Source organism: Bordetella bronchialis (assembly GCF_001676705.1).
GTDB classification, from domain to species: domain Bacteria; phylum Pseudomonadota; class Gammaproteobacteria; order Burkholderiales; family Burkholderiaceae_B; genus Bordetella_C; species Bordetella_C bronchialis.
In genome coordinates this window covers 2,535,206-2,552,718 of record NZ_CP016170.1, presented here as the reverse complement: position 1 = coordinate 2,552,718, position 17,513 = coordinate 2,535,206, and the positions used below count along the sequence as shown (strand labels likewise).

Below are 17,513 nucleotides of genomic sequence, written 5' to 3'. Positions count from 1 at the left end.
AGGCGTGTCCGTTCAAGACCCCCGGCCCCGGCCGGGGGTTTTTTCATTGTGGCGGGAACTGACGGGGATTTCACGCGTTCAACGGCCAATTGCCTGCATGGGTCCACGGGTAAGCTTCCCCGGATCATTGTTCTATGCGGCTGCGCGAGATGGCGAAATCTTCCCTTTTGAACCCCGGCCGGCGCTCGCCGGCATCCGCCGACAAAAAAGACCGGGCCCCGCGTGCCGGCAGATCCAAGGCGGCCGCCACGGCGCGGGAACTCAAGGAGCTGGGCCAGCGCCAGCGCACCGAAGGCAAGTTCGACGAGGCGCGCGCCACGCTGCGCAAGGCCGCGGACGCCGATCCCGCCGACGCCCAGCCCTGGGTGATGCTTGGCTATATCGACCTGTCCCAGAGCCTGCAGGACAGCGCCCAGGCGCACTTCGAGCGCGCGCTGGAACTGCAGCCGGACGACCCCGACGCCCACCAGGGGATCGCGACGATCTACTACATGAGCAGCAGGAACGAATCCGCCCTGCGCCACATCGACCGCACGCTGGAGAAGAAGCCCGGCCATGCCCCCGCGCTGGTCCTCAAGGTGCAGCTGCTGACCCGCCTGTTCCGCATGGAGGAAGCGACGGCCCTGTCCGAGAAGCTGGTCGAGACCGACAGCGGCGACCCCGAAAAGGATGCCACGCACTGGAACGACCTGGGCAATATCAAGCGGGGCATGGGGCAGCTGGAGGACGCGGAGCGCTGCTACCGCAAGGCGGCCTCGCTGACCCGGACCGATCCCGTGCCGCTATCGAACTGGCTGACGATCATGCACTACATGCCCGATCGCAGCCCGCTGGACATTCTGGAAGGCTGCAAGGAGTGGGCACGGCGGTTCGCTCCGGCAGTGCCTGTCCAGCGCCCCGTCCCCGCCGACCTGTCGCCCGGACGCAAGCTGCGCGTGGGCATGTTCTCCGACGGCTTCCGCCAGCACCCGGTCGGCGCGATGACCACATCGGCGCTCGAAAATCTGGCCGAGCTGGGCTTCGAGCTGTACCTATACACGACCAACAACCGCGTGGACAAGATCACACAGCGGCTGCAAGCGATCGCAACGCGGTGGACATCGATCTCGAATATCCGCGACGAGGAACTGGCACGTCGTATCAGGGAAGATGGCATCGATATCCTGATGGACCTTGCGGGCCATAATGCGGGCAATCGCATACGGACTATGACGCTGCAGCCCGCCCCTATCCTGATGAAGTGGGTAGGGGGGCTGATCAATACCACTGGCGTGGAGGCGATTGATTACCTGCTGACGGACTGCGTCGAATCGCCTCCGGGAAGCGACGACTTCTATACCGAAAAGCTCGTCCGCATGCCTGACGACTATATCTGCTACCTACCACCCGACGACGCGCCGGAGGTCGGCCCCCTACCCGCGTTGACGAATGGCCATATAACTTTTGGCTGCTTCAATAACCCCGCGAAGGTCAATGAAGTGGTGTTGAGCCATTGGGCGGCCCTGATGAACGCCATACCAGGGTCGCGACTGTATCTGAAGGGTGGCGCATACGGCAGCGCGGAACTGCGCCAGCGCGTGGTCGGTATCCTCGAAAGGCATGGCATCGATCCGCAGCGGGTACGCCTGGAAGGGCAGTCCGTCCATCACGAGCTGCTGCAGTGCTACAACCAGATCGACATTGCGCTGGATCCGTGGCCCTATTCAGGGGGGCTGACCACCTGCGAGGCCCTTCTGATGGGAGTGCCGGTGGTAACGCTCCCAGGTCCCACTTTCGCGGGCCGACATTCGGCGACACACCTGGTCAATGCTGGCATGCCCGAGCTGGTCGTGCAGGATTGGGACCAGTACAGAGCCAGGGTGCTGGACCTCGCCGGGGACTTGCAGGCCCTGGCCACTATACGCGCGAACCTGCGCCGCGTATTGCGGGCATCACCGGTTTGCGACGCGTCCCGCTACGCACGCCACTTGGCGAACGCCCTGCGGGCGGTGTGGCAGCGGTACTGCGAGGGCAAAAGCCCTGCCGCGCTGACTTTCACTGCCGACGGACAACCCCGGTTCGAAGACGAGGACAGGCCCATGGCACTCGTCCACCCGCCCCTTGAGCCCCCCGCGAGGACGGCCGGCCGCGCCGACGAGACGTTCGAGTTTACGTTCCAGGGGCGCATCGTCACGCTGGACCATGGCCTTGCCCTTGTCGGAGGGGCAATGTTCGAGTCGCTCAGCGGCCATCGGGCACTGCAGACGATCCTGATCGACCCCACGGCGCAACTGCACGACGGCGCCGCCTTGGTACAAGGCGGTCAACTGGACCACTACCTATCCCACGTGGCCCTTGGCGACGGCAATCCAACGCAACTGAATGCCTGCCTGGACGCAAAGCTGAGCGGCACTTTAGCCCCGCTCGCCGTTCAATCGCCGGTCTTGCGACAGCGGGCCACCGTACTCGCACGGGTGCCGATCGCCACCAATCGCCTGGACAATGTCGACGGACTGGACAGGGTCGAATGGCTGACGCTCAACCCAACGCACGACAACATGAAGATCCTGGAAGGCGCCGAACGGCTGCTGTCCCGGGCCCTGGTGGTGCAAGTAGGAGTGTTCTTCATCGATGTGTTCGACAGGCAGCCCAGCCTGTCCGATATTGCCGCGCGCCTAGCGCACAGCGGCATGCGGCTGCTGCGCGTGTCCGATGCAACATATGACACCTTCTTCCCGCAGGAGGGCCGAATGCGCGGCCATTACGGTTCTCAACTGATCGGTGCGAACGCCATTTTCGTACCGGACGAGAATCGCATGCGAACGTTGGACGCGAATGAGGCAGTGAAGCTCGCGTTTATCCTCCATTCCGCGTACGGACTCCAGGATGCCGCTTACAAGGTGCTTCACAGCGTCAATATTGACATGGCCACACGTTATCTGCGTGCCAACGGTTGGCTCGACGACGGGGTGCCGACCATCGCAGCGTCCCCGTCCGCAGAATACGCGCAGCCAACCGGACGATTGGAATATCGTCCCGAAGCTTCAGCAGTCGTCATTTCCCCTTCCACGACCGAACGGCCGGTACCGCGGACTTATCCGCCCGGTGCAGCTGCAGCGGCGCCGACGACCGAGCCTGCGTCCGTCAAGCCGGTTTCGGACCGGATACAGGTGGTCGATATCGGCGCAAATCCCATCGACGGCGACCCGCCTTACAAAAGCCTACTGCAAGCCGGCAAGATCGACCTCGTGGGTTTCGAGCCGCAGGAAGCCGCCTTGCGCAAGCTCAATAAGCACAAGAGCGCATTCGAGACTTATCTTCCTCATGCCGTCGGGTCCGGAGACGAGGTTACGTTATACCTTTGCCATGCCCCAGGCATGACGTCTACTCTGCGCCCGAATTTCAAAGTTCTAAATCAGTTCCAGGGTTACCCGGTATGGGCAAAGATCCTGCGCGAAGCGCGGGTCCGAACCCGCCGCCTGGATGATATAGCGGAAGTCGGCACAATCGACTGGCTCAAAATCGACATACAAGGCGGCGAGCTCGCGGTCTTCAAGAACGGCGAAAGTAAGCTCCGGGACACGCTGGTCATTCAGACCGAAGTGAATTTCATACAGCTGTACGAGGACCAGCCGCTCTTCGCCGAAATCGATCAGTGGATGCGGGCACATGGGTTCATGCTGCATACGCTGCTTGAAGAGCGGCGCCGCTTGTATGCACCATACGTGTTGAGAGGACAGATACACCAGGGCTTGAACCAACTCACCACCGCCGACGCCGTCTATATCCGCGACATCAATACGCTGGAAGCTCTCACGCCGGAGCAGCGTAGCAAGATGGCAACCATTCTGCATACCGCCTATGGCAGTGTAGACCTCGCGCAAAAAATACTGGCGCTAAACAACACGCAACCGCAAGAGAGCGCACGGCGCTCAGCCGGCACAGCAAGCGCAAACGGCAAGAAGCGGTTCATGCACCTTTGTTACAACAATATTCATACCCAAAAGCTCATTACTCTGATGGAGGAACGGTCAATGCATGAGACGTTCGACCATCAGATTTATATTGAGAAGCACCGGTCGATACCGGGCTATGACAACGATATTGCGGATATTTCATATGCGGAGTTTTTCGACGGCGCGAACGACATGCAGCGCCTGCTGAACACCGCGCTCGAGGGAGATGTCGAGGCCGTATATCTTCATGGACTATTCTTTCCTTGGCAGAAAGAGTTTGTACTCAATCTGGCCGGGCGCAAAAAGGTTGTATGGGTGATTTGGGGCGGGGATCTATACGGCCCTATACGCGAAGGCAAGCCCATGCATGATGTGGTCCAGCACATTAGCGCGGTTGCAACGGTACTAGACGGTGACTATCGGCTATTCTGTGAGACCTACGGTGAACGGCCGCGACTGGATTTTACATATCCGGCCAGCCAAGACTTCCGTTCAATACCGATTCCACCAAAGAAGTCCAAAACGATCTTCGTCGGCAATAGTGGCGACCCCGGCAACATGCACGCCGAAATTCTGGATATCCTGGCCCGGAAATCGGACATCGAGACGTACGAGATCGTGATGCCTCTGGGCTACAACTGCCCGGCACCCTATTACCAGCTACTGAAGGAAAAACTAGAGAGCTTTGAGGGACGGCTAAAGGCTCGGCTCCTGACCAAATTCCTCGCGCCTGAGGAATACTTCGTCGAATTAGCCCGAGCCGAATGTCTTATCACTGCCCATCATCGCCAGCAAGCGATAGGCAACTTACGCGCCTCTTTGTTCTTCGGCAACAAGACCATATTGCGCCGAACGATATCGTTCAATGGTTTACCCCGCAAGAACCCGTCATGGGAAATGTTGGTCGACCAAGTAGGTGCACAAGCAATTGACTATGAGCACTTTGTCGCGTGCAAGGCGATGAGCGACCTTCGTGCGCCAACTGGAAAATCGCTAAAGGTGCAGCAGGAGCGGCTACTGAATGCTCACGGCATAGAAGCCACCCGAGAAATGCTGAAGAAGCAATTCAATGCTGCAACGGCTTTGCCTCACAAATAAACAGACCGCATCCACATTGTGCAGGGATGGCATGACAAACAAAATACCGTTCAACTCGCCCTACCGGACGGGAAAAGAGCTGACTTACATAGCGGAAGCTGGCTTCAATCGCCAACTCGCGGGAGACGGTCAGTTCACTAAACGTTGCCACGCGTGGCTGGAGTCGCAGACTGGGGCGTACAAGGCCTTGCTGACGCATTCATGCACCGCAGCGCTAGAACTCGCAGCGCTCCTGCTCGACATAGAGGCCGGTGATGAAATCATCATGCCCTCCTACACTTTTGTATCAACTGCCAACGCCTTCGTATTACGCGGTGCAGTCCCGGTATTTGTCGACGTCAGGCCAGACACCCTGAACCTTGACGAAGACCTGCTGGAGGAGGCGATAACCGAGCGTACGCGCGTCATTGTGCCTGTCCATTATGCGGGCGTAGCGTGCAACATGGAAAAGATACTGACCGTTGCTGCGAGACATTCGATACGTGTTGTCGAAGACGCGGCCCAGGCCATCATGTCGACCTACAAAGGTCGCCCTCTCGGGACATTCGGCGATCTCGGTGCTCTAAGCTTCCATGAAACCAAAAACATAATCTCCGGAGAGGGCGGTGCACTGCTAGTGAATGATCCCGGATTGGCCGTACGCGCCGAGATCATACGAGAGAAGGGTACGGACCGGAGTCGGTTCTTTCGTGGTGAAGTCGACAAGTACACCTGGCAGGAAGTGGGCTCATCTTTCCTACCCGGAGAATTGATCGCCGCGTTTCTTTGGGCGCAGATGGAACAAGCCGAAGCGATCACGCGCGCCCGGATAGAAATGTGGAATCGGTATCACATGGCGCTACAAGGATTGGAAAGTCAAGGCTTAATGCGTAGACCGATAGTGCCGCCCCATTGTGGGCACAATGCCCATATGTATTATGTGTTGCTTGGCGAGGAGGTAGATCGCGAAGCGGTCCTTCGGGAAATGAAACAAGTCGGCGTGTCGGTTGTTTTTCATTATGTCCCCCTGCACTCATCACCCGCAGGCAGGCGATACGGCCGCACCCAGGGGGCCCTACATCACACCGAACAACTGGCGGACCGCCTAATCAGGCTTCCGCTATGGCTTGACATGACGGCGACGCAGCAGGACTTCGTAGTGGAGAGATTACAAAGGTCTATCACGAACGCAGCCCATTCACGGATGTTCGTGAGCGCGACATAACCGAGAACCATCAGCCAGAAGTACCCTGACTAACACAGCACACCCGAGGGGCTTGCCAGCCGTTCTCGCCGCCGAAACAGTACGTTAGGAGAAGCGAACCCTGAATTTCGGCAAGGGGAGCACGCTCGTCCCCGAGTCGTCAGCGACGCATCGCAGGATCCTCAGCAATCCTTGTCCGCACACCACTACTGGACGGCCGTCATCTATAAAGATGACCTTTCCCGCGACCCGATTTTCGATATGAACATCGGGCACTTCTTCGGCTTCAATGACGCGGGCGGCGCAAGTGTCGACATAACAAAGCGCTCCTTTATAAGGGTATCCGACAGCATCTACGAACCGCCGTATCTTCGACGCGGGTAGAGACCAGTCAATACGATAGTCGTCGTCATCTCTCCACAGGCTGTAGGTTGCCTGTGTCTCGTCCTGCCGGGAGGCGTGGAGGGGCTCACCCGATGCCAGCGCTTCCAGCACTTTCAGTCCCAAACTCAAATAGCACTGAGTAAGCGAGGTAATGGCCTCCGCGATGGTGATCGGGTACGCAACCTCGAGTGCGCTTTGATGGAGGATGTCACCTCGGTCGTACTCACTCGCGCCGAACAGGGCTGATACGCCAATGGTCGTATCACCATTGATCAATGCGCTGACCAGGGGGGCGAATCCCCGATATCTAGGTAGAAGTGAGTCGTGGAAGACGATTAGCTTCTCCGCAGGGTGATTAATCATCCATCTCCATGAAATGGCAATTACGTACTCACTTTCCACTCCTGGAAAGTCCTGTCGAAACGAATGCCTGACCCCGGCCTCCTCGCAGACAGCTACAATTTCGGCAGAGTAATCATTGATCACCGAAGCGTCCTGGCCGATCACGACTTGGCTTATGATATCTCTGAACTTAGAAACGGCCTGTTTCGTGAATTCGAGGCCCTTCTCAGTCATGACGAATAGGGTAAGAGTACTTTGCTTTGTCACGGTTTATATCTACAGGACGATTGATTCGAGAAGGCAGTGCTCGCAGGCCGCATGACGGCCTATCGCGCCCCAAAGGCTGCGCTGTCCCGTTTGCTGTAGCAACACGACCAACCTGCATCGTGGATGAAAAACGCACACAACGCAGCCAGACCGCGGGCGCCTACGCGACTCAGTAGAAATTCTAGCCTTTGACGAGAAACGAAGGCGCAGTAAAACGCGAAGCAGGATTTCGCGGCATGTTTCGGTCGCCGGGCATCCCGCTGAGCTGGTAACGGGGATAGTGGCCCGTCACCAGCTCGTTTAGCTCGTACTTCTTACTTCTTCTTCACCGGCGGCAAATCCGTGCAGACGCCCTCGGCCACTTCCGCCGCCATGCCGACGGATTCGCCCAGGGTGGGATGCGGATGGATGGTCTTGGCGATGTCCACGACGTCCGCGCCCATCTCCACGGCCAAGGCCAGCTCGCTGATCAGGTCGCCCGCGTGGGTCCCCACTATCCCGCCGCCCAGGATGCGGTGGTTGTCCGCATCGAAGATCAGCTTCGTGAAGCCCTCGTCGCGCCCATTGGCGATGGCGCGGCCGGAAGCGGCCCAGGGGAACACTCCCTTCTCGACCTTGATGCCCTGCTTCTTGGCATCGTCCTCCGTCAGGCCCACCCAGGCCACTTCCGGGTCCGTGTAGGCGACGGCGGGAATCACGCGCGCATCGAAGAAAGACTTCTCGCCGGCGGCGGCCTCGGCCGCCACATGGCCTTCGTGCACCGCCTTGTGCGCCAGCATGGGATTGCCGACGATGTCGCCGATCGCGAAGATGTGCGGCACGTTCGTGCGCATCTGCTTGTCCACGGGGATATAGCCCCGGTCCGTGACCGCGATGCCCGCCTTGTCGGCGCCGATCTTCTTGCCGTTGGGCGAGCGGCCCACGGCTTGCAGGACCAGGTCGTAGCGCTGCGGTTCCTTGGGCGCGCCTTCGCCCTCGAAGGTGACGTAGATGCCGTCCTTGCGCGCTTCCGCGGCCACCGTCTTGGTCTTCAGCATGATGTTGTCGAAGCGCGGCGCATTCATCTTCTGCCACACCTTGACCATGTCGCGGTCCGCGCCCTGCATCAGGCCGTCCAGCATCTCGACCACGTCCAGGCGCGCGCCCAGCGTCGAGTACACCGTGCCCATTTCCAGGCCGATGATGCCGCCGCCGACGATCAGCATCTTCTTGGGGATGCTGCGCAGCAGGAGCGCGCCGGTGGAATCCACCACGCGTTCATCGTCCGGCATGAAGGGCAGGCGCACCGCCTGGCTGCCGGCGGCGATGATCGCTTGCTTGAAGCGCACCGTCTGCGTCTTGCCATCGGCGGCCTGGACCGTCATGTGGTAGGGGTCGGCGAACTCGCCCACGCCGGTCACCACCGTCACCTTGCGCATCTTGGCCATGCCGGCCAGGCCGCCGGTCAGCTTGCCGACCACGCTGTCCTTGAAGCTGCGCAGCTTGTCCAGGTCGATCCTGGGTTCGCCGAAGGAGATGCCATGGTCCGCCAGCGCCTTGGCTTCTTCCATGACCGCGGCCACGTGCAGCAGGGCCTTGGAGGGAATGCAGCCGACGTTCAGGCACACGCCGCCCAGCGTCGAATAACGCTCGACCAGCACCGTCTTCATGCCCAGGTCCGCTGCGCGGAAGGCGGCGGAATAGCCGCCGGGGCCGGCGCCCAGCACCAGCATGTCGCACTCGATGTCGACGTTGCCTGAATACGTGGCGGCTGCGGGGGCAGCCGCTTGCACGGCGCCCGCTTGCACGGCGCCCGCCGCCGGGGGCGGCGGGGCTTTTTCCGTGGCCGGGGCTTGCGCTTTCGCCTTGCCGGCCGCCGGCGCGGGGGCGGCCTGGTCCGCGGCGGGAGCCGGCGCGGCCTGCGCGGCGCCGCCTTCGGCGGGCTCCAGGTCCAGCACGACGGTGCCTTCGGACACCTTGTCGCCTACCTTCACCTTGACCGACTTGACCACCCCGCCCTGCGAGGACGGGATTTCCATCGAGGCCTTGTCCGACTCCACCGTGATCAGGCTTTGCTCGGCCTTGATCGTGTCGCCAGCGGCCACCAGCACTTCGATGACCTCGACCTCCTTGAAGTCGCCGATATCGGGTACCTTGATTTCCACCGTATTGCTCATGTCGATCCCCGATTACAGCGCGATGCGGCGGAAGTCGGCCAGCAAGGCGCCCAGATAGGCGTTGAAGCGGGCGGCGGCCGCGCCGTCGATGACGCGATGGTCATAGGACAGCGACAGCGGCAGCTTCAGGCGCGGCACGAACTGCTTGCCGTCCCATACCGGCTTGAACTCGGAGCGCGACACGCCCAGGATGGCGACTTCGGGCGCGTTGATGATAGGCGTGAAGTGGGTGCCGCCGATACCGCCCAGCGAGGAAATCGAGAAGCAGCCGCCCTGCATTTCGGCCGGCGACAGCTTGCCGTCGCGGGCCTTCTTGGCCATGTCGGAGGTTTCCTTGGCCAGGTCCAGGATGCCTTTCCTGTCGGCATCGCGGATCACGGGCACCACGAGGCCGTTGGGCGTGTCGGCGGCGAAGCCGATGTGGTAGTACTGCTTCAGCACCAGGTTGTCGCCGTCCAGCGAGGCATTGAACTCGGGGTACTTCTTCAGCGCCGCGACCACCGCCTTGATCAGGAAGGCCAGCATAGTCACCTTGATGCCGGATTTCTCGTTTTCCTTGTTCAAGGTCACGCGCAGCGCTTCCAGGTCGGTGATGTCCGCTTCGTCGTTGTTGGTGACGTGCGGGATCATGACCCAGTTGCGATGCAGGTTCGCGCCCGAGATCTTCTTGATGCGCGACAGCGGCTTGGCTTCGATCGGACCGAACTTGGCGAAGTCGATCTGCGGCCAGGCCAGCACATTGAGCCCGCCCACATTGCCGCCGGCCGCCGCGCCGGCCGCCGCCGGGGCGCCGCCGGCCAGGGCCTGCTTGACGAAGTTGCGCACGTCGTCCTGGGTGATGCGGCCCTTGGCGCCGCTGCCCTGCACCCGCGTCAAGTCCACGCCCAGCTCGCGCGCGAACTTGCGCACCGAGGGCGAGGCATGCGGCAGCTGGCCGGGCTTGAGCTCCGCCTCGGGCAGCGCCGCCGCGGGCGCGGGGCGCGCGGCGGGCGTTTGCGCGGGCGCGGCGGCCTCGGCTTTTGCCGGAGCCGGCGCCGCGGGCGGCGCGGCCGCCGGGGCGGACGCCGGGGCCGCGGACTCGCCGCCGGCTTGCACCACGATCAGCGGCGTGCCCTTGGACACCTTGTCGCCGACCTTGACGCGGATTTCCTTCACCACGCCGCCCTGCGACGAGGGGATTTCCATCGAGGCCTTGTCCGACTCCACCGTGATCAGGCTTTGCTCGGCCTTGATCGTGTCGCCGACCGCGACCATGACCTCGATGACTTCCACATCCTTGAAGTCGCCGATATCCGGCACTTCGATGACGGCCTCGCCACCGCCCTGTGCCGCGGCGGGCGCTTGCACGGCCGCCTGCGCCTGGGGTTGCGCGGCCGCCTCGGCCTTGGCCGCGGGTTTTTCTTCCTGCCTGGCCGGCGCGGCGGCGGGTGCCTGTGCGGCGGCGTCGGCTTCCAGTTCCAGCAGGACGGTGCCCTCGGACACCTTGTCGCCCACCTTCACCTTGACCGACTTGACCACGCCGCCCTGCGAGGACGGAATTTCCATCGAGGCCTTGTCCGACTCCACCGTGATCAGGCTCTGCTCGGCCTTGATCGTGTCGCCAGCGGCCACCAGCACTTCGATGACCTCGACCTCCTTGAAGTCGCCGATGTCAGGAACCTTGATTTCCACCGTATTGCTCATGTCGTTCGGGCCTCAGGCGTATTGCGGGTTGGCTTTTTCGGGATTGATGCCGTACTTCTTGATGGCCTCGGCCACCTTGGCAGCCGGCACGGCGCCTTCGTCCGCAAGCGCCTTCAGGGCAGCCACCACGACGAAGTGGCGGTCGACCTCGAAATGCTCGCGCAGTTTGTAGCGGAAATCGGAACGGCCGAAACCATCCGTGCCCAGTACGCGGTACTCGCGGCCCTTGGGGATGAACGGACGGATCTGGTCGGCGTACAGCTTCATGTAGTCGGTCGATGCGATGATCGGGCCGGCGGTCTTCTCCAGCTGCTGGGTCACGTAGGCGACTTGCGGCTTCTTCGCGTCCGGATGCAGCAGGTTGTGGCGATCGACGTCCTGGCCCTCGCGGCGCAGCAGCGTGAAGCTGGTCACGCTCCACACGTCGGAGGAAACGCCCCAGTCCGAATCCAGCAGCGCCGCGGCCGCTTCGACCTCGCGCAGGATGGTGCCGGAGCCCATCAGCTGCACGTGCTGCTTGCCCTTGCCCACCGTCTTGAGCTTGTACATGCCGCGCACGATGCCTTCCTCGTCGCCCGGCTTCAGCCCCGGGTGCGGGTAGTTCTCGTTCATCACGGTCAGGTAGTAGTAGACGTTCTCCTGGTTCTGCACCATGCGGCGCAGGCCGTCCTGGATGATGACCGCCACTTCATGCGCGTAGGTCGGGTCGTAGGGCAGGCAGTTCGGGATGGTGGCCGCCATCAGGTGGCTGTGGCCGTCCTCGTGCTGCAGGCCTTCGCCGTTCAGCGTGGTGCGGCCCGCCGTGCCGCCGATCAGGAAGCCGCGCGCCTGCATGTCGCCGGCCAGCCAGGCCAGGTCGCCGATGCGCTGGAAACCGAACATCGAGTAGTACACGTAGAACGGCACCATGATGCGGTTATTCGTCGAATACGACGTGGCCGCGGCGATCCAGGAGCTCATCGCGCCCGCTTCGTTGATGCCTTCCTGCAGCAGCTGGCCATCGGCCGCTTCCTTGTAGTACATCACCTGGTCCTTATCGACCGGGGTGTACTTCTGCCCTTCCGGCGCATAGATGCCGATCTGGCGGAACAGGCCTTCCATGCCGAAGGTACGCGATTCGTCGGCCAGGATGGGCACGACGCGCGGCGCCAGTTCCTTGTCGCGCAGGATCTGGTTCAGCGAACGCACGAAGGCTTGCGTGGTGGAGATCTCGCGGCCTTCCGCGGTGGGCTCCAGCACGGGCTTGAAGGCCTCCAGCGCGGGCGCCTTCAGCTGCTCGTCCGCCTTGACGCGGCGCTTGGGCAGGTAGCCGCCCAGCGCCTTGCGGCGTTCGTGCAGGTATTTCATTTCCGGCGAATCCTCGGCCGGCTTGAAGAACGGCAGTTCTTCCAGCTTGTCGTCCGGGATGGGGATGCCGAAGCGGTCGCGGAACTCGCGCACCGCGGCGATGTCCAGCTTCTTCTGCTGGTGGGTGGGGTTCTTGGCCTGGCCGACCTGGCCCATGCCGTAGCCCTTGATGGTCTTGGCCAGGATGACGGTGGGCTGGCCCTTGTGGTTGGAGGCCGCCTCGAATGCCGCGTACACCTTGTGCGGGTCGTGGCCGCCGCGGTTCAGGCGCCAGACGTCCTCGTCGCTCATGCGGGCGACCATTTCCAGCAGCTTGGGGTGCTTGCCGAAGAACTTCTCGCGCACGAACTTGCCGTCGTTGGCCTTGTAGGCCTGGTATTCGCCGTCGACGGTTTCCTCCATCACGCGGCGCAGGATGCCTTCCTTGTCGTGGGCCAGCAGCGGATCCCAGTAGCCGCCCCAGATCAGCTTGATCACGTTCCAGCCGCTGCCGCGGAAGTCGCCTTCCAGTTCCTGGATGATCTTGCCATTGCCGCGCACCGGGCCGTCCAGGCGCTGCAGATTGCAGTTGATGACGAAAATCAGGTTATCCAGCTTCTCGCGCGCCGCCAGGGCGATCGCGCCCAGCGATTCCGGCTCGTCCATCTCGCCGTCGCCGCAGAAGACCCAGACCTTGCGGTTGGCGGTATTGGCCAGGCCGCGCGCGTGCAGGTATTTCAGGAAGCGCGCCTGATAGATGGCCGTGATGGGACCCAGGCCCATCGACACGGTGGGGAACTGCCAGAATTCCGGCATCAGCTTGGGATGCGGATACGACGACAGGCCCTTGCCGTCCACTTCCTGGCGGAAGTGGTTCAATTGTTCTTCCGTCAAGCGGCCTTCCAGGAAGGCGCGGGCGTACACGCCGGGCGACGAGTGGCCCTGGAAGTACACCAGGTCGCCGCCATGCCCTTCGCTTTCCGCGTGCCAGAAGTGATTCTGGCCGGTGCCTATCATGGTGGCCAGCGAGGCGAACGAGGCGATGTGGCCGCCCAGGTCGCCGCCGTCCGGAGGCGAATGGCGGTTGGCCCGCACCACCATGGCCATGGCGTTCCAGCGCACATAGGCGCGGATGCGCGATTCCAGCTCCAGGTTGCCGGGATGCGCCGGCTCCAGTCCCGGAGGTATCGTGTTCACATAAGCGGTGTTGGGCGAATACGGGATATGCGCACCGGACCGGCGGGCCTCGTCGATCAGGCGTTCCAGCAGATAGTGGGCACGTTCCGGACCTTCGCGGTCGAGCACCGCCGCCAGCGCTTCGAGCCACTCCTGGGTTTCCAGGGTGTCTTCGTCATTGGCAGCCGTGTAGGCGCCAGCCAGGGCGTTAGAGGACATCGTGTGTCTCCAGAGCAGAGAGGGTTATAGCCGTGCGCCTGTGCCGGCGCGATGGGCATACGAAAACGCCCGCAGAAACCGGTCCTATCCCACGTTCCCGCGACAGGTGGCTAGTCCAGGGCAGCTTATGCGGCGCATTCTAGGAAACAAGATTACCCGCACGCAAGAGAAATTTCATGTTGCGGTACGGCATTTCATAATATGAAAACATCGCCATTCGAAACAAGCGACTAAAATGCGCGAAGTTCCTGCGACATAGCCATGGCCAGCGCACCAAAGTCGAATATTCCAACGCCGTTCCACGACCATGCCCGACTACGCCGGCGGGGCCTGTATTGGCTGACGCCCGTCGTCGTGCTCATACTCTATATATGTGTGATGGGCGTGTTCTTCTGGCTGCAGCGCATCCACGACGACAGCGTCATGTTCGTCACCATCGACCAGGAGATGCGGCAGCAGCGCCTGCTGTGGATCGTGCTGGCGCTGTCCTGCGTGATCGTCATCAGCCTGCTCATGCTGTGGCGCTACACGCGCTTCCGCTCGCACGCCGAGGCCGCGCTCATCGCCGAAACCGGCTTCCGGCGGGCGATGGAGAACTCCATGTCCACCGGCATGCGCGTGCTCGACATGGAAGGCCGCATCGCCTACGTCAACCCCGCATTCTGCCGCATGATCGGCTGGAACGAGGCCGACCTGCTCGGCCGCAGCCCGCCCTTCCCCTACTGGGTGCCGGGCCGCCACGAGCAGCACCAGCACACGCTGGACATCCTGCTCTCCGGCAAGACGCCCAGCAGCGGCCTGGAAGTAGAAGCCCAGCGGCGCGACGGCTCGCGCTTCACCGCGCGCATGTACGTCTCGCCCCTGCTGGATCCCAACGGCAACCAGATCGGCTGGATGACGTCGATGACCGACATCACCGAGCCCAAGCGCATCCGCGAGGCCCTGACCGCCGCGCATGAACGCTTCATGACCGTGCTGGAAGGCCTGGACGATGCCATCTCCGTCACCGCCGACACGCACGACGGCCTGGAACTGCTCTTCGCCAACCGCACCTACCGCCGCGTGTTCGGCGCCCAGACCGGCGGCCACGATGAACTCCTGGCGGGCCGCCGCGGCCGCTTCACCGACGAATCCGTCGAGGTCTTCGCCCCGTCCGTGCAGCGCTGGTTCGAAGTCCACCACCGCATGCTGGCCTGGACCGATGGCCGCCGCGTACGCCTGCAGGTCGCGCGCGACATCACCGAGCGCCGGCAGCACGAAGAAGCCTCCCGCATCCAGCAGGAAAAGATCCAGCTCACCAGCCGCCTTACCACCATGGGCGAAATGGCGTCGTCCCTGGCCCACGAGCTGAACCAGCCGCTGACGGCCATCAGCAACTACAGCATGGGGGCGGTCGCCCTCGTCAAGGCGGGCCATACCAATCCGCGCATGCTGCTGCCGGCCCTGGAAAAGGCCGCGGCCCAGGCCGAACGCGCCGGCAAGATCATCAGCCGCATCCGTGAATTCGTGAAACGCAGCGAACCGCGCCGCCAGCGCGTTTCCATCGCCGGCATTGTCGACAATGCCATCGGCTTCGCCGAAATCGATGCGCGCAAGCGCCGCATCCGCATCGAGCGCTTCGTGCCGTCCAACGCGCCCGACGTGCTGGCCGACCCCATCCTCATCGAACAGGTCTTGCTGAATCTGCTGAAAAACGGCCTGGAGGCCATGGAGAACAGCGAGTCCGACGAACTCAAGGTCGCGGTCATCCTGCACGAACAGCACATCGAAGTGGCGGTGGTCGACCGCGGCCACGGCCTGGCCGATCCGGAAAGGCTCTTCGAACCGTTTTTCAGCACCAAGGCCCAGGGCCTGGGCATGGGGCTGAATATCTGCCGTACCATTATCGAGTCGCACCACGGCCGCCTCTGGGCGGACCCCAATCCCGCGGGCGGCACGATCTTCCGCTTCACCCTGCCTTGCGCGGCGCCACAAGCGCAGTCGCAGAACGACCAGTCCGAGGAGCTTCACGCATGAACACCCCCAATCCGTCCAGCACGGTATTCATCGTCGACGATGACGAAGCGGTACGCGATTCGCTGCGCTGGCTGCTGGAAGCCAACGGCTATCGTGTGCGCGCCTACAGCAGCGCGGAAAGCTTTCTGGAAGACTACGACCCCAACCAGGTCGGCGTACTGATCGCCGACGTCCGCATGCCCGGCATGAGCGGCCTGGAGCTGCAGGAACAACTCATCGCCCGCAAGGCGCCGCTGCCCATCGTCTTCATCACCGGCCATGGCGACGTGCCCATGGCCGTCACCACCATGAAGAAAGGCGCGATCGACTTCCTGGAAAAACCCTTCAACGAATCGGACCTGCGGGAAATCGTCGCGCGCATGCTGGAACAGGCCACCCAGCGCGTCTCCAAATTCCAGGCGCAGCGCGACCACGAAGCCATGCTCGCCCGCCTGACGGCGCGCGAACAGCAGGTCCTGGAGCGCATCGTCGCCGGCCGCCTGAACAAGCAGATCGCCGACGACCTGGGCATCAGCATCAAAACCGTGGAAGCGCACCGCGCCAACATCATGGAAAAACTGGAAGTCACGACCGTGGCCGACCTGATGAAGGTCGCCTTGGCCAAACCCGAGGCACACGCATGACCGCACGCATCATCGATGGTTCGGCGCTGTCCCAGCGCATCCGCGACGACGTCGCGCACCGCGTGGCCGAACTGGCGAAACAAGGGGTACGACCCGGCCTGGCCGTCGTCCTGGTCGGCGACAACCCGGCCTCGCAAGTCTATGTCCGCAACAAAGTCCTGGCCTGCGAAAAAGCCGGCCTGCACTCCGTCAAAGAGCAGTATCCCGCCACCATGAGCGAAGCGGAACTGCTGCAGCGCATCGCGGTGCTCAACGGCGATCCCACCATCCATGGCATCCTGGTGCAGCTGCCGCTGCCCGCGCACATGGACGCCCACAAGGTCATCGAGGCCATCGCGCCCGAGAAAGACGTGGACGGCTTCCATATCAGCAACGCCGGCCTGCTCATGACGGGCCAGCCCCTGTTCCGCCCCTGCACCCCCTACGGCGTCATGAAAATGCTGGAAGCCGAAGGCGTGGCCCTGCGCGGCGCCGAAGCCGTCATCGTCGGCGCCAGCAACATCGTCGGCAAGCCGATGGCCATGCTCCTGCTCGCCGCCGGCGCCACGGTCACCCTCTGCAATTCCAAGACGCGCGACCTGGCCGCGCACACCCGCCGCGCCGACGTCCTGGTCGTGGCCACCGGCAAGCCGGGCATCGTCAAGGGCGACATGATCAAGCCCGGCGCCGTCGTCATCGACGTCGGCATCAACCGCGGCGAAGACGGCAAGCTGCGCGGCGACGTCGACTTCGACAGCGCCGTCCACGTCGCCGGCGCCATCACCCCCGTCCCCGGCGGCGTCGGCCCCATGACCATCGCCATGCTGCTCGTCAACACCGTCGAAGCCGCCGAACGCCTGCGCTGACGTCCCGCCAACATGGCACAAACCGATGGCCCGGCTCCCCCCGGGCCACGCCGCAACACCCCCCCCCCCCATCCCCCGAGCCCCCGCGCATCGAGACACACGCGCCCCCCCCCCCCCCCCCCCCCGCATCAGCCTCACCCCAGACACCCGCATCAACCTCGCCCCACACACACGCGTCAACCTCGCCCCACATACGCGCGCCGACCTCGCCCCACACACACGCATCAATCTCGCCCCACACACACGCGCGTAAGGCCTGC

Annotated in this window: 9 protein-coding genes; 5 read left to right on the top strand and 4 right to left on the bottom strand. The window is 62.8% G+C overall.

Going from position 1 to position 17,513, the window contains the following annotated elements; all coding sequences use genetic code 11:
- Positions 1-134 precede the first annotated feature (134 nt).
- Positions 135-5,033 (top strand): TDP-N-acetylfucosamine:lipid II N-acetylfucosaminyltransferase family protein, encoded by a 4,899-nt coding sequence (locus BAU06_RS11220; protein WP_066348923.1) that lies wholly within the window; start codon positions 135-137, stop codon positions 5,031-5,033.
- 31 nt (positions 5,034-5,064) lie between these two features.
- Positions 5,065-6,237: a dTDP-4-amino-4,6-dideoxygalactose transaminase gene (gene rffA / locus BAU06_RS11215; protein ID WP_066348920.1), complete on the top strand. Its 1,173-nt coding sequence runs from the start codon at positions 5,065-5,067 to the stop codon at positions 6,235-6,237.
- Between the two features lie 84 nt (positions 6,238-6,321).
- On the opposite strand, the gene BAU06_RS11210 is transcribed toward rffA, so the two are convergent.
- The 4 genes from BAU06_RS11210 to aceE form a co-directional block, all read right to left on the bottom strand.
- Positions 6,322-7,209: a methionyl-tRNA formyltransferase gene (locus BAU06_RS11210; RefSeq protein WP_231934049.1), complete on the bottom strand. Its 888-nt coding sequence runs from the start codon at positions 7,207-7,209 to the stop codon at positions 6,322-6,324.
- A 314-nt stretch (positions 7,210-7,523) separates the two neighbouring features.
- Entirely contained in the window at positions 7,524-9,365 is a 1,842-nt protein-coding gene (gene lpdA, locus BAU06_RS11205; RefSeq protein WP_066348915.1) for a dihydrolipoyl dehydrogenase, read from the bottom strand.
- Between the two features lie 12 nt (positions 9,366-9,377).
- Complete coding sequence (gene aceF, locus BAU06_RS11200; RefSeq protein ID WP_066348904.1) at positions 9,378-11,048, bottom strand: dihydrolipoyllysine-residue acetyltransferase; 1,671 nt, start codon at positions 11,046-11,048, stop codon at positions 9,378-9,380.
- Positions 11,049-11,060: 12 nt separating this feature from the next.
- Complete coding sequence (aceE, locus tag BAU06_RS11195) at positions 11,061-13,769, bottom strand: pyruvate dehydrogenase (acetyl-transferring), homodimeric type (RefSeq protein WP_066348901.1); 2,709 nt, start codon at positions 13,767-13,769, stop codon at positions 11,061-11,063.
- Positions 13,770-14,030: 261 nt separating this feature from the next.
- Between aceE and BAU06_RS11190 the strand changes: the two genes are divergently transcribed.
- Genes BAU06_RS11190 through folD form a run of 3 tightly spaced genes read left to right on the top strand, consistent with a single transcriptional unit; the run spans position 14,031 to position 17,253 of the window.
- Positions 14,031-15,785 carry a PAS domain-containing sensor histidine kinase gene (locus BAU06_RS11190; RefSeq protein ID WP_066348899.1) on the top strand — a complete coding sequence of 585 codons (1,755 nt, stop codon included), beginning with the start codon at positions 14,031-14,033 and terminating at the stop codon, positions 15,783-15,785.
- A complete protein-coding gene (locus BAU06_RS11185; protein ID WP_066348896.1) occupies positions 15,782-16,408 on the top strand; it encodes a response regulator transcription factor in 627 nt (208 codons plus the stop codon). The genes BAU06_RS11190 and BAU06_RS11185 overlap by 4 nt, the downstream gene beginning before the upstream one ends.
- Positions 16,405-17,253, top strand: a complete 849-nt coding sequence (gene folD / locus BAU06_RS11180; RefSeq protein ID WP_066348895.1) for a bifunctional methylenetetrahydrofolate dehydrogenase/methenyltetrahydrofolate cyclohydrolase FolD — start codon at positions 16,405-16,407, stop codon at positions 17,251-17,253. Before BAU06_RS11185 ends, folD begins: the two co-directional genes overlap by 4 nt.
- Positions 17,254-17,513 lie beyond the last annotated feature (260 nt).

Bases quoted from the DNA above. Each gene is read 5' to 3' on its own strand.
- BAU06_RS11220 (WP_066348923.1), top strand. From the start codon at position 135: ATGCGGCTGCGCGAGATGGCGAAATCTTCCCTTTTGAACCCCGGCCGG.
- rffA (WP_066348920.1), top strand. From the start codon at position 5,065: ATGACAAACAAAATACCGTTCAACTCGCCCTACCGGACGGGAAAAGAG.
- lpdA (WP_066348915.1), bottom strand. From the start codon at position 9,365: ATGAGCAATACGGTGGAAATCAAGGTACCCGATATCGGCGACTTCAAG.
- aceF (WP_066348904.1), bottom strand. From the start codon at position 11,048: ATGAGCAATACGGTGGAAATCAAGGTTCCTGACATCGGCGACTTCAAG.
- aceE (WP_066348901.1), bottom strand. From the start codon at position 13,769: ATGTCCTCTAACGCCCTGGCTGGCGCCTACACGGCTGCCAATGACGAA.
- BAU06_RS11190 (WP_066348899.1), top strand. From the start codon at position 14,031: ATGGCCAGCGCACCAAAGTCGAATATTCCAACGCCGTTCCACGACCAT.
- BAU06_RS11185 (WP_066348896.1), top strand. From the start codon at position 15,782: ATGAACACCCCCAATCCGTCCAGCACGGTATTCATCGTCGACGATGAC.
- folD (WP_066348895.1), top strand. From the start codon at position 16,405: ATGACCGCACGCATCATCGATGGTTCGGCGCTGTCCCAGCGCATCCGC.